This window comes from Bacillus sp. L_1B0_5 (genome assembly GCF_000836715.1).
Taxonomy (GTDB): domain Bacteria; phylum Bacillota; class Bacilli; order Bacillales; family Bacillaceae_G; genus Bacillus_A; species Bacillus_A thuringiensis_S.
Genome location: NZ_JXIS01000035.1, coordinates 1 through 12805 on the forward strand (window position 1 = coordinate 1; position 12805 = coordinate 12805).

The following is a 12805-nucleotide window of genomic DNA, read 5'->3' on the forward strand; positions in this document are numbered from 1 at the left end:
AAAGGGTTTCCCAACACTCTGAAAAAAGAAGCCTGTTTAACAGGCTTCTTTTTTATTATTTAGTAAACACGTTTTCGGTTTTCCGCATAACTAGAGATGAGTAATAATGCAGTTTCTTCTCCTATATTACGAACAATATGAGGAACGCATGCATTCCATGAGAAAGAATCACCTTCTTCTACAATTGCAATATCTTCACCGTGCTGAACTTCTAGTTTTCCGCGTAATACAAGGTGACATTCTTCCCCTTCATGGGCATTTGGTGAGTTTTCTTTCGGGAATCCAGTAGGGATTTCTACTAAAGATAGGCGAAGCCCCCCTTGCTCCGCAACATGTTCAATTCTTTGCTCATCTTTGCCGTATACACTGTATTTCCGTTCTTCTTTTTTGACAATTTTTAATCGATCTTTTTGCTCTAACAATAAATAGGGAAGGGGAACGTTTAAAAAATTGGAGATCGTTTCTAAAGTTGAGATAGATGGTGATGTTTTATTATTTTCAACCTGACTCATAAATCCTTTAGAAAGACCTGTTCCCTCGCAAATTTGTGCGATTGTTATGCCTCTACGTTGACGAATTTCACGTATTGCAGAACCAATATTCATAAAATCAAGCTCCTTTTTGTAAACAACTATTTGTATCATAGCAAAAAAAATATATTTTTTCCCAGTGAAAATGAATTGACGAATAAAAAAAATTAGTGTATGTTTTGTAATGTAAATAAAAGTTTTGTATAAGAAAACTATAAAGGAGAGAATGAAATGAATCAACATATTGGTAACTTAATTATTCGTATCGTGTTAGGGGTAACATTCTTCATGCACGGTTTAACAAAATTCCAATCAGGAATTGACAATATTGCAGGGTGGTTTACAAGCATTGGTTTACCAGGAGGACTTGCATACGGTGTAGCAACGTTTGAATTAGTTGGAGGCCTATTATTAATTCTAGGTTTAGGGGTAAGATATATTGGATTATTATTTGCACTTGTTATGGTTGGAGCAATTGTAAAAGTGAAATGGTCAGCTGGCTTATTGGGAGATGGAAAAAATCCTGGTTTCGAATTAGAACTTGCATTATTAGCAATGGGTGCATACTTATTTGTTGCAAAGGCTGATGGTTTTGTAGATAATTTTTTAAAAGAAAAAATGTCAAAGAAGAACTAATTTAAATGGGGGGCTAACAAGATGAGTTTTCAACTTCATCCCGATACAACACTTGATGTTGTTCATTTATACGTATCTAATGTAAAGAAATCACTAGAGTTTTATACGGAAGTACTAAGTATGAAGGTGCTAAAAGAAGAAGCAGCAGTCGTTACATTTGGGAATGAAAATGATGAACCACTTCTTATCATTGAAGAAAAGAAAGAAGCTTTTCCGAAGCAAAGAGGAAGAACAGGGTTATATCATTACGCAATTTTATTACCAAGTAGACAGGATTTAGCGAATGTTCTTCGTCATCTTGTAGAGATGGTATATCCACTACATGGTGGAGCCGATCATTACTTTAGTGAAGCTCTTTATTTAGCTGATCCAGATGGAAACGGGATTGAAATTTATCATGATCGACAAAAAGAAGTTTGGCGTGATGAGAATGGAGAACTACCATTTGTTAGTAACCCGTTAGCTGGTGAAGAATTATTACAGCAAGGAAGTACATGGAATGGCTTTCCAGCTGGTACTGTGATGGGGCATATTCATTTCCATGTAGCTGATTTAGAGGAAGCTAAACGTTTCTATGTTGATGGTCTTGGTTTTGAAGTAACGATCCCAGCTCGTAATGGAGCGTTGTTCGTATCTGCAGGTGGTTATCATCACCATATCGGTTTAAATACATGGCAAGGTGAAGGGGTACCACCGCAAATGCCAGGTTCTGTTGGTTTAAAATATTTCACAGTTGTACTAGCGAATGAAAAACAAAAAGAGCAAGTATGTGAAAGCTTAAAAAATATTGGCAAGATTGCTACGTACAAAGATGGAATATTACAAGTCGAGGATCCATTTGGACATTGTATCCATTTCAAAATAAAAGGAGAAGCCTAAAAAGGCTTCTCTTTTTTATTTTCTTATAATTGCTTTTTCGTTTTGTAAAAATAGTTCATCAAATTGCTTTGCAAGCTCAAAATCTAGTTTCGTTAAACCTTTTGCATTCCAAGATGACAAAGTAATAATAACTGCTTTATACTGGATAAGGATAAATGGATGGTGATTATGTTCTTCTGATAGTTTGGCGGCTACAGAGACAAATTCGACTCCTTTTAAGTAGTCGGAAAACATATATTTTCGTTCAATCCATTTCTCATCTTTTACCATCCATTTATCTACCTTCAATAATTCCTCGTGAACTTCTTCTTCAGTTAATCGTAGCATCATTTTTCACATCCTTTACTGGAAGTAACGCAAGACCATTGTTAATAAGGCGTGTTACAGCTTCGTCAGTTGTGAAAGTAGAAAGTTGATGTAGTAATGCTGCCGATGTTTCATGCCCTTTGTTATGCTCTAAAAGTAACTCTAATACTTCAAGGCGCAGCAACCATTCTTTCGCATAAAATTTATTTAATACTTCTTGAATTGCTACTAATTGATCGATATGCGCGTCGTGTAAAATCCCCTCATTTCGAATATCTCGAACTGTTTGATACATACGTTCAAGTTCATTCAGTACAAGTGGAGCAGGAATTTCTTGAACTTCTTCATCCATTGGGAAAAATGCTGCGGCATCTGCGGCACCTGGGAATACTGAAGTGATTTGTGAGCCAACAGCCATATCAAATGCGCCCCATGAAGCATCAAATAAAACGCGGGCGTTATAAGTAACTGTGCAATCGATAAAGGAAATAAGAGCAATTTTCTTATCGTTTTTTACAATATCTGTTACTGTTCCTTTTACATGAATACCACTTGCAAAAGTAAGCGCAGCGATATTTCCAATTGTAATTCCTAATGATTGTAGTTGTTCGTCTGTACAATTTTCTAATGCAATATTTTCAGTGAGTAATCCAATCGGTGTTCCAAATCCGTCACTGTGTACAGAAGTAGAATGATTCGCTAGCTGTTTATTATGAAGCGCTAATGCCGTTGGCGAATTTGTGCGCATGTAAATTAATTCACCTGTATCGTTTTCAATTGTCTCGCTAAATGTACCTGTAATTTGTAATCCACTATTTAGCTCAGCAGTTGCATAGTTCTCAGAGCGAATTGCTTTTTCTAAACCTTCTTTTCCACCTGTTTTAAAGGCCATTGTTTTAGAAAATATTTCAAGCGCATCTGTTAATTCTTCAAAGGATTCACAAACAAATAGTTGTGGTTGCATTTTTGTTACGTCATAAGTTGTCCCTGTACATGCTTCGATAGAAAATGGAACCTTTTCTACAGCGTCTGTTAAGCAATGTTTGCTTTCGCCAACAGAAGAAAGGAGACCAGCACCATATATCTTTGGATCATCTATATTTCCGATCAATCCATATTCTACTGTCCACCAGAAAAGACGTGAAATTTGTTCAGCTTCTGATAAACCAGAAACTAAGTTTTGTTTTTCAATTACAGCATTTTCAGCAGCCTTAACTTCATCAGGAGTAGAAGTAGGGCTTTCTTTTACTATCGTTAATGTACGAACAGCTTCAAATGCATCATGTTCTTCTTTTGTAGAGAAAGCTCTTGCACCAATTTGCCCAAAACGTTTCACATATTTTGCATATGTAGAATCAAGTAAAATCGGTGCGTGTCCTGCGGCTTCGTGTACGATATCTGGAGCTGGTGTGTACTCGATATTTTCTACTTTCCGAATATCTGTTGCAATCGGTAGTAATCCATGTCCTTGAAAATCGAAGAATGCTACGCCGGGAATAAGTCCGTCAATCGTTACAGCGCCCCAGCCACTTGGAGCCAAACACTCATTCATTTCTTCTACTTTTGGAATTGCATCTATATTAATACCAGATGATTGTAGTCCGTTCACATAGGCTGGATGAGCAACGTCTTTTAAGAAACTATGATTTTGTCTCATAATATAACGCCACACAGCGTGATTCACCGGTGTGTATTGATCATAATGTTGTGTGGATACGAATGGTTTTAAATGCGATGGAATTTCTGTTTTCTTTGTCATTAAGACATCCTCCTTTTTTTCAATAAAATTGAATATCGATTTCGTATAGCTTGTATCACCTCCTTTCATTTTTGTAAGCGCTTATAAAATTTTATCATAAGATTCGGAATTATTTAACATCTGTTTCTGTGAGAAATAGAAAAAGCCCCTATCGGAAAATCCGATAGGGGCGAAAGAATCGCGGTACCACCCTATTTGTAAGTGAAAATATACTTACATCTCAATTAATGATAACGGAAAAATTCCGTCTTTTCCTTCATGCATAAAAGCACTACGAAAAAGAAGCTCCAGAATTGTAATTCATACTTATATATGTGCTAATTTCCACCGACCATTAGCTCTCTGTAACAGGGATATAAGATACTACTGCGATTCTTTCAACGCGTATATATGAAATTGTATAAGGGGATGGACGCAAAAAAGTCCCTATCGGAAAATCCGATAGGGACGATAAAAATCGCGGTACCACCCTATTTGTAAACAAGTAATTGTTTACCACTCACTTTACGATAACGGAAAGATCCGTCTTTCTCTTCATGCATAAAAAGCATTACGGGAAAGAAGCTCCAGAATTGTAATTCACGCTTGTATATGTACTGATTCGCACCAACCATCAGTTCTCTGAGACAGTGATATAAGTCGCTACTAGTATTCCTTCAAAGCCGATATATAATTCGTTCAACTAAACTATGTTTTGTATTATAAAACTATATTAAAAAAATTGTCAACAAAAATTTTTTATCCCGTGTTAATGAGCAGTAAAATTCTTACCTAAAAATTCGGTGGGAGTAAAGAAGTGAGATGGAGACTAACTGCCCGTAACCCCCGATTGGTGAAGGCTAATAATCAGTGGGGATGAACAAAATCTCCACTGATTAAAGTTTCACTTTATTTCACTTCTAAATTAACATTTAAATTAGAGGTATTGCCAGCTGCATCAGTTGCTACAATGTGAATAGTATTTTTTCCTTCTTGTAATTGAGTACGATCGAAATAAATGTCATAGCTTTTCTCCCAAGGGTTCAGGAATGCCTGGTCCCATACACCATTTCCGTTAATTTCATATTGCATTCTCACTGGAATCCCAGGTGCTATCCAACCAGATTCTGACATCCAATCCAGTAGAATATCATCAACTTTTCCTCTAATTACGAGATTTTCTTGGTCAACTTCGTATGTTAACTTAGGTGCAGTTCGATCAAGAAATACAGCAGCTGTTTGTTTTGTTTCTCCGCCAGAATTAGAAGCAACTGCTTCGATTTGATATAGCCCGTCAGCTAAAGGAGTGCCATCTGCTTTTGTACCATTCCATTTGAAAGGTTTGTATCCAGGAGTTGCATTTTTAGCTTGATGGATAATCCCTTGATACGTTACACGTTCTTTCGAAACTAAATTTGCATGCAATGTTACATCATCCACAGGCGCAACTAAATAGTAGTTGATGAGATTATCATCTAGTACGTGGTCGCCATTTGGGCTAAAAGTAGAATTAATAATTTCAAGTCCATCGATACGTTTATAATCTTTAGGATCGATACTAAATGTGAATGGAATTCGAATTTCTTCTTTTGCCCCTTGTTCTTTTACATATACATTTCCAGTATACACACCTTGTGGTAGTGAGCTATCCACAGTGATAGTAAATGGTTTTTCGGTACTACTATTCGGTTGTATGCTAATCGATGAAGGGACAGAAGCTCTTACTTTTGTTTTTGTGTTTGCATCTAGTAATTCCACACGAGTTGAAAAACTTTTCTTTTTACTAGAAAGGTTTTGTAATGTAACATTTTGCGTCAGTTTTACTTTTCCGCTATTTGGCTTAATAAGACCAAAGCTGACATTGTTAGGTTTTACTAATACATTTGTTTGAGCTGCTTTCGGAATGTTAATTAAACCAGATCCTTGTGCCATAACAGGGTATGTATTTTCATTGACATCATGTAATGTTTTTGCATTGTTAGCAAGAGCCGCTTTCAATTGTTCTGTCGTCCAATCAGGATGCATTTGACGCAAGAGGGCAACCGCTCCAGCTACTTGCGGAGCAGCCATACTTGTTCCGTTATGCGATTCATAGCCGCCTCGCGGTACTGTACTAGTAATTTGTACTCCAGGTGCAACAACATCAGGCTTTATTAGCCAACTTCCTTGTGATGGTCCTCTTGAACTAAAGTTACCGATAAGTTCTGTTTGCTTTGGTTGTCCAATTTTTATATTTTTCTTTCGTTTTGCAATTAAAGTTTTTAATTCTTCCCCATTTGTATTTGATAATTGCATTACTGGGACAGCAAGATTTTCACGTGAAAAATATTCCGGCATCATATTAATTTCTTTTTCGCTAGAGATTAATAATACACCAAGTGCCCCAGCTTGCTTCGCTTGTTCTGCTTTTACTAATGTACTAGAAGTACCTTGTAAAATAAGTGCGAATTTCCCTTTCACATCTTGTTTTGCATAATCACTTGGATTGCCATAACCAACGTATACAAGAGGGGAATCATTCCCTATTGGGAAATCGGATTTTGATAACGGTAATCCTTGATATGTTTTGCTGGAACCAGCTACTTGGAATGTTGGAAACGGGATAGAAACCGTAGATGCTCCAACAGAAATGACACTACTTGCGTTACCGGGAGCATCAACAGACCAAGGTTTTGGTCCGTCATTTCCATTTGAAACGACAGCAGTAACACCAAGTTTCGCTGCTCGTTCTAACGTTAATGTTACAGGCTGATCAGGTACATTTAAATCCTGCCCAAGGGAGAGGTTTAACACATCCGCACCATCTTGAATCGCTCGCTCAATCCCTTGGATAATATCATCTGTTGTACCAGTTCCACCGTCATTCATTACACGATAGGCTAGAATAGAAGCGTTTGGAGCAACGCCTTTAATTTTTCCGTTACCCGCAATAATTCCAGCTACATGAGTACCATGTACGTTACCATCCATTGGATCGTTATCTTCATCAACCGTGTCATACCCACCGATATAATTTGCCTTTAAGTCAGGGTGTGTATAGTCTACGCCAGAGTCGATAATGGCTACTTTCATGCCTTTTCCATCAAGCGGTTTGCCAGATGGATCTTTTAAATTCCACGCTTCAGGTGCACCAATTGTCGGTCCACCGATATTTGGTGCTTCTTCGTTAGTAGTACTTTTTGATGTTTCATGCAATTTATATGTTAAGTTCGGATAGACTGCTTTTACTTCAGGTAAAGAGGCAAGAGAGGTAATTTGATCTCCAGGAACTGAAATAGAGAATCCGGAAAATAACGTATTATACACTTCTTTAATTTTTGCACCAGGTGCTTTTTCTTTTATTTTCTTAGTCGTATCTTCTTGTGCTTTTTTTAGCTCAGCATGATAAGACTGCGCATTACTATTTTGTAAATCTGGAGCATGCTGAATATTACTTTGAGCAGCGAGAGGTGCATGTTGCAATTCTACAATTACTGATATTTCTTTTGTTGTTTTCGTTTCAATATTTTGAGCAATTTTATGTTCTCCCCACTGTTCAATCGTTGTTTTTAATTGTGGACTAAATTGCTTCTCCTTTTGTAGTGATTCAGCATGAGCGCTTAAAGCTCCAAAACTAGAAAAGACAAGCGCCATGCTTAATAGTGTAGATGTAGTTTTTTTCATTGATACTCCCCCTAATAAAAAGTGCCAATATTCAGAAATAAAATCTTGCATTTTAGTTGGAAATTATAAATATAAATGTTGGCTAAACTATACTTTCGATATAATTCATACCAATCCTCTATGGATTGAAAATTTCTTGGGAAATTTTTTCTGATTATGTCGAATCGATATTTTTCACATATTGTAGGGAGAAAGTGAGGAATGCTATGAGGGAAATGGAGTGATGGTATGAAGAGGCTAATAGTAAGTGGTAGTGTAGTGTTGTTTATGTTTTTATGTTCTATCACTATCACGAGCGCAGAAAATAATAATGTGAAAGTTGCTTTTATTCGTCATCATAATCTTTGGATAAAAGTTGATGGAAAAGAAATACAAATTACAAAAGGAGAGTACATAACAGGGCCGAAGTGGTCATATGATGGAGAGTGGCTGGCATATGTAAAAGGAAAGAAACAAAGTATGCTTGAGTTATATCGGCTGAAAGACGGAAAGAAAGTTACGCCGTTTCACTCAGAAGCATCGAATTATCAATGGTCACCAACAGAAAATATAATTGCATTTATATTTACAGGTACATTAAATACATTTGATGTAGAAAAAAAGAATGCAGATTTTGAAAATGTATCGGCTGGTGTAGGGGATTATGCATGGTACCCCGATGGAAAGAACTTTCTTGTATCCTCAGAAGCGCACTTACTTCCAACAGGATGGACAGGGGCTCAGCTATATGAAGTGCAAAAAGATGCACATATGAATCCTCACAAAATGAAGCATTTGTATGCATTGCCAAATGAACATGATGATTTTCTAGCGCTAGTAGCAAGTGGCTTTAAGTGGTCACCAGATCAAAAGTGGATTTCATTTTTAGCGGTACCGACAGCTTCATGGTCAGCTGATAGTAATACGCTTTGCTTAGTTCGAGCAGACGGCAGTCGGTTTGAAATAGTAGATCAAATGCTATTAAATACAGAATGGTTCAAATGGGCGCCATCCAAAAATATATTGGCTTATATTGAAGGAAGCGGGAGAGTTGCATTAGAGAATAAACATTTAAAAATAAAAGAACTGCCAGCACTCCAGCAGCAAACATTTACGCCGAAAGGATATGTGGATTGGGATTTTACATGGAAGAACGATAATGTAATTATCGTTTCACGAGCAAAAGAGGGAGGGTTTGAAACTCTGCCAGAAAAAAGGCCATTCCCATCTTTATATGAGATAAATAGCACAAGCGATAAACAATATCAAATTACAAGGTCATCTAATAAGCAAGGCGATTATCATCCAATTTTCATGAAGAAGAGCAATCAATTAATATGGATACGTTCAGATCGTAAGAAAGCTGATATATGGATAGCTCATAGTGATGGAAAACATGAAAAGAAGTGGATTGAAAATGTAGATGTACCAGAGTGGTATTATGAGAAATGGAATTGGGAAAATGTTATCTCGGTGAAAGAAGAATAAAAAACTGCCTAAAATATCGTTTTAGGCAGTTTTTTACTGTTATTTATGTGTTTTATTTGGCTTTTTTTTCGCTGGGTTTCCGTTCCCTTGGCGCTTTCTATTTTGTTCATCTTTTGCTTGTTTTTCATGTAAAGTATCTAAAAAGTCATTTGAGTTACTCATTTTTATATCTCTCCTTTTTTCATTGTGTCCTAGTTACTATAACCATTTAGGAGGATAATCATGAGATGAAAATTAAGCGCTTAGCTTTCGTCGGTAGTATACGTAAAATAGTCCATACGTAATGAATAACATAAGTAAAACTTGTACCTCTACATTTTCTTTTAACAGGGTCTGGTAAGTAAGGTGATGTATTGCTCGTTCCTACACCTAACCATTTGTTTAAGAGGTTAATGATACAAAACATGAAAACACCAGACCAGCTTGCAATAATGGCCTTCTGTTTAATTTTTGTTTCACGTTCATCATCTGTAATCCAGGGATTAGTAGTTTTATCACTACTAAAGAAGCCGTTTATATATCCCCATATAATCATTCCAATTAAGATGATTATCCATTTCATATTTGTGATTCCCCTCTCCCTTGTAAAAAGTATTTTACATAAATGATTGTAATGTTTTCCAATTGTGTATGTCAAATTTTTTTTACATATCGGTTTTTCATATAGCAGGAATAAAGTATGAGATAGGGAAGAAATATGTAAGAGGATTTCATAATGAGAGGAGGAAGGGGATGAAAATTGTCTTTGTTCGGCACGGGGAAGGGGAACATACAAGGGATTTGCCATCAAGTTTACAAGTGCTGCATCCGCCATTGACGGATGAAGGAAGGAATCAGGCTAATTTAATTCAATGCGATGTACCATTGCAGGAAACGGACATATTAATTGTTAGTCCTACACTTAGAACTTTACAAACGGCGACAATATGGAGTGCGAAAGTAGCTTGTCAAAAAATCGTCCATCCATATGTATCTCCGCGTATTTTTCCTTATCGAGAAGAAGCGAGAACATTACCGTGCGATTATATAGTAGAGCAGGGAATGATAACAAAGTTATTTCCGCATTTTTCGATAGAGAAAAGCTCAAATAATCAGTTATGGAAGGAAGGTATAAACACTATTTCAGAGAATAGTTTTCAGCAAATAGTAGATGAATTTCTTCTTTGGTGTTATGAACTGGGTGCGGAAAGAATTTGCATTGTATCTCACGATGGAACAATTACAGCATATAGGCAATATTTACAGAAAGTCGTTTTAACTAGATCAGATTTTTTGAAAGAAACAGGTATATATGAAATGGATTTATCCCATAAAAGTTTGATTGATAAGGGCTGATTATAGGATGGAGGTTGTTTGTTGAATATTGCATTAGTAGTTGGTTTTAATTCGGATTTAGAGGCGCAATCAATACGAGCATCTCTTGAGTATTTTGGTGCAAGAGTTGTGACATATTGGATTGGTAGACCGAAAGATTTTGTGGAAGTTCTTTCTGGAAAGAACTTATTTAACGATATTAGTTATATTATTTTTTGCTTTCATGGTGAAGAAGGGAAGTTTGTCATGGAAGAGTTAAGCGAAGAAGTATATGAACAAGATGAACCGAGAGGGTATTTTGGTACAGCAGAAATTTATAAATATGCAAAATTGCATAATACACATATTGTAAATAGCGGGTGCACATTAGGGGAGCAAAATCTTGCAAAATCTTTTTTACATAGTGGTGCGAAATCATATATTGGATCGATTGATTATGTAGATGGAAATGCAGCACTTATGTTTACTATACGCTTATTTTATGGGGTTATTAACCATGGGAAAACGTTAGAAGAAGCGTTTCAAGAAGCGAGTTTAATTGATGAGGAGACACATACATTTCGATTCTATAATTAGTGTGAAACACGTTTATTCTATATTCGAATAAACGTGTTTCACATTTAACTCACAATTTTTTTACATTTTTTTCAATGAAAATGATTATCACCTGTGGTATGATATGTTCAAGTTTTTACAGGTAATAAAAGTTACTATATAAACGTTAGTTTTTAATGTTTCATACACATGTCATGAATTATTCATAAATAACGTTTGAAAAATAAGTAACTAATGTTATTATATTAACTGTAACTAACTTAATTACAACTTTAGGAGGAAGATATGGTTATTCAATTTTTAAGAGAAAACAAAGCAGTTTCTTTTGTATTAGCAGTAATTCGAGTATATCTTGGTTACACATGGTTAATGGCTGGAATCGGTAAACTACAAGGAAAAGGATTCGATGCAACAGGTTATTTGCAAGGCGCAATTGAAAAATCTAAAGGCGCACAACCGGCTGTTCAATCTTGGTGGGCATCATTCTTACAAGAATTTGCAATTCCAAATGTAGATTTGTTTAATACACTTGTAACATGGGGAGAAATTTTAGTCGGAATTGGTTTAATTGTAGGCTGTTTAACAAAAACAGCGGTCTTTTTTGGTCTTGTAATGAACTTTTCCTATATGTTTAGTGGGTCAATTGGTGTGAACCCTGAGATGGTTATCTTATCTATGTTTGTTCTTGTTGCCGGTATGAACGCTGGGAAATTTGGAATGGATGGCTTCGTTATCCCGAAAGTATTAGGATCAAAAACGCCAAAACGCCAAAAGCAAGCTGCTTAATATATGAAAACGGGTATCTCAAAATGAGATACCCGTTTATGTTATTTTTCAACTTTGATCGGATTGTTCTTAAAGAAGTCTTGTACATACCCGACAAATTCTCGTGGTTCTTGGCGAAATGGTGCATGATATCCTTTTTCAATAATATGCAAAGTGCTATTTTTTAAGAATTGATGATACGTTTCTCCTTCTTTCCAAGAAACGCTACTATCATTTCTGCCCCATATAATTAAAGTTGGCTGTTTCATTTCATTCGCATTAATTTTAAGACGTCTAGGCCATAGTTTCATTTTGTTATAATGCTCTTCATCGTTACGTTTGAATTTCACTTTGCTCTCATCATAATCAGTAATAGAAGAAACGGCATTTAAATCAGTCGGCAATTGTGGTTTTGGTGAGCCTTGTTTATTAACAAATGTATGAGGGCCACCTGTAGCATCAGTTAAAATAAGGTGAGTAACTGCTTCAGGATATAAATATGTTAAATTTAGAGAAATTTCTCCCCCCATGGAATGCCCCAGTATTGCGAATGAATCATACCCTAGTTTTTTCATTAATTTATAATACAAATTTGCATGAGTTGGAAAAGAATAATAAAAATCCATTGGCTTAGATGAGCGCCCGAATCCTAAAGCATCTACAGAAATAATTGTATGATCTTTTGCTAAATCGGAGTAAATCTTTTGAAAACCATCTGATGACCCTCCAAAGCCATGAATCATAAGTAAAGGTGGTTTTTCATTACCAATCTTTTTAAAGTAAATGGTTTGACCATCTATTTCTACCATTTTTTCTTCGGTAGCTAGTTTCGCTGTAATTGTATTTTTAACTTGCTTTACTTGTTCTACTGGCTTTTCTGCTGCACTACATCCTACTAATAGTGTAAGAGTAAGACAACCTACCATAACATAGCTAAATCGCTTCAATTAGG

Annotated in this window: 12 protein-coding genes, 1 pseudogene and 2 other annotated features; of the genes and pseudogenes, 6 read left to right on the forward strand and 7 right to left on the reverse strand. The window is 36.0% G+C overall.

Annotated features, from left to right (window positions below):
* Window positions 1–59 precede the first annotated feature (59 nt).
* Window positions 60–605, reverse strand: a complete 546-nt coding sequence (locus RT27_RS11500) for an XRE family transcriptional regulator (RefSeq protein WP_001020693.1) — start codon at window positions 603–605, stop codon at window positions 60–62.
* Window positions 606–761: 156 nt separating this feature from the next.
* Between RT27_RS11500 and RT27_RS11505 the strand changes: the two genes are divergently transcribed.
* Together RT27_RS11505 and RT27_RS11510 are read left to right on the forward strand one after the other, a co-directional pair.
* Window positions 762–1166 (forward strand): DoxX family protein, encoded by a 405-nt coding sequence (locus tag RT27_RS11505; protein ID WP_001071553.1) that lies wholly within the window; start codon window positions 762–764, stop codon window positions 1164–1166.
* A 21-nt stretch (window positions 1167–1187) separates the two neighbouring features.
* Window positions 1188–2045 (forward strand): VOC family protein, encoded by an 858-nt coding sequence (locus RT27_RS11510; protein ID WP_016080228.1) that lies wholly within the window; start codon window positions 1188–1190, stop codon window positions 2043–2045.
* A 15-nt stretch (window positions 2046–2060) separates the two neighbouring features.
* On the opposite strand, the gene RT27_RS11515 is transcribed toward RT27_RS11510, so the two are convergent.
* From RT27_RS11515 to RT27_RS11525, 3 genes are all read right to left on the reverse strand, one after another.
* A complete protein-coding gene (locus tag RT27_RS11515; protein WP_016080229.1) occupies window positions 2061–2375 on the reverse strand; it encodes a 4a-hydroxytetrahydrobiopterin dehydratase in 315 nt (104 codons plus the stop codon).
* On the reverse strand, window positions 2356–4110 hold the full coding sequence (locus RT27_RS11520) for an aromatic amino acid hydroxylase (RefSeq protein WP_043936215.1): 1755 nt from the start codon (window positions 4108–4110) through the stop codon (window positions 2356–2358). Before RT27_RS11520 ends, RT27_RS11515 begins: the two co-directional genes overlap by 20 nt.
* A gap of 162 nt (window positions 4111–4272) precedes the next feature.
* Window positions 4273–4500: a binding site (T-box leader), on the reverse strand.
* A gap of 50 nt (window positions 4501–4550) precedes the next feature.
* Window positions 4551–4779, reverse strand: a binding site (T-box leader).
* A 219-nt stretch (window positions 4780–4998) separates the two neighbouring features.
* Window positions 4999–7752 (reverse strand): S8 family serine peptidase, encoded by a 2754-nt coding sequence (locus tag RT27_RS11525; protein WP_043936217.1) that lies wholly within the window; start codon window positions 7750–7752, stop codon window positions 4999–5001.
* A gap of 228 nt (window positions 7753–7980) precedes the next feature.
* Here RT27_RS11525 and RT27_RS11530 point away from each other — a divergent pair, with 228 nt between their 5' ends.
* Window positions 7981–9219 carry a PD40 domain-containing protein gene (locus RT27_RS11530; RefSeq protein ID WP_043936218.1) on the forward strand — a complete coding sequence of 413 codons (1239 nt, stop codon included), beginning with the start codon at window positions 7981–7983 and terminating at the stop codon, window positions 9217–9219.
* Window positions 9220–9258: 39 nt separating this feature from the next.
* On the opposite strand, the gene RT27_RS11535 is transcribed toward RT27_RS11530, so the two are convergent.
* Complete coding sequence (locus RT27_RS11535; RefSeq protein ID WP_000071861.1) at window positions 9259–9381, reverse strand: DUF4023 domain-containing protein; 123 nt, start codon at window positions 9379–9381, stop codon at window positions 9259–9261.
* Window positions 9382–9453: 72 nt separating this feature from the next.
* Window positions 9454–9781, reverse strand: a pseudogene (locus RT27_RS11540) (phosphoglycerate mutase).
* 170 nt (window positions 9782–9951) lie between these two features.
* Between RT27_RS11540 and RT27_RS11545 the strand changes: the two are divergent.
* The 3 genes from RT27_RS11545 (at window position 9952) to RT27_RS11555 (ending at window position 11874) form a co-directional block, all read left to right on the forward strand.
* The gene (locus RT27_RS11545) at window positions 9952–10554 is read left to right on the forward strand and encodes a histidine phosphatase family protein (protein ID WP_016080234.1); all 603 of its coding nucleotides are present in this window, start codon (window positions 9952–9954) and stop codon (window positions 10552–10554) included.
* Between the two features lie 18 nt (window positions 10555–10572).
* Window positions 10573–11109 carry a delta-aminolevulinic acid dehydratase gene (locus tag RT27_RS11550; RefSeq protein ID WP_043936220.1) on the forward strand — a complete coding sequence of 179 codons (537 nt, stop codon included), beginning with the start codon at window positions 10573–10575 and terminating at the stop codon, window positions 11107–11109.
* Between the two features lie 264 nt (window positions 11110–11373).
* Complete coding sequence (locus tag RT27_RS11555) at window positions 11374–11874, forward strand: DoxX family protein (RefSeq protein ID WP_016080236.1); 501 nt, start codon at window positions 11374–11376, stop codon at window positions 11872–11874.
* Window positions 11875–11915: 41 nt separating this feature from the next.
* On the opposite strand, the gene RT27_RS11560 is transcribed toward RT27_RS11555, so the two are convergent.
* A complete protein-coding gene (locus RT27_RS11560) occupies window positions 11916–12800 on the reverse strand; it encodes an alpha/beta hydrolase (protein ID WP_016080237.1) in 885 nt (294 codons plus the stop codon).
* Between the last annotated feature and the right edge of the window lie 5 nt (window positions 12801–12805).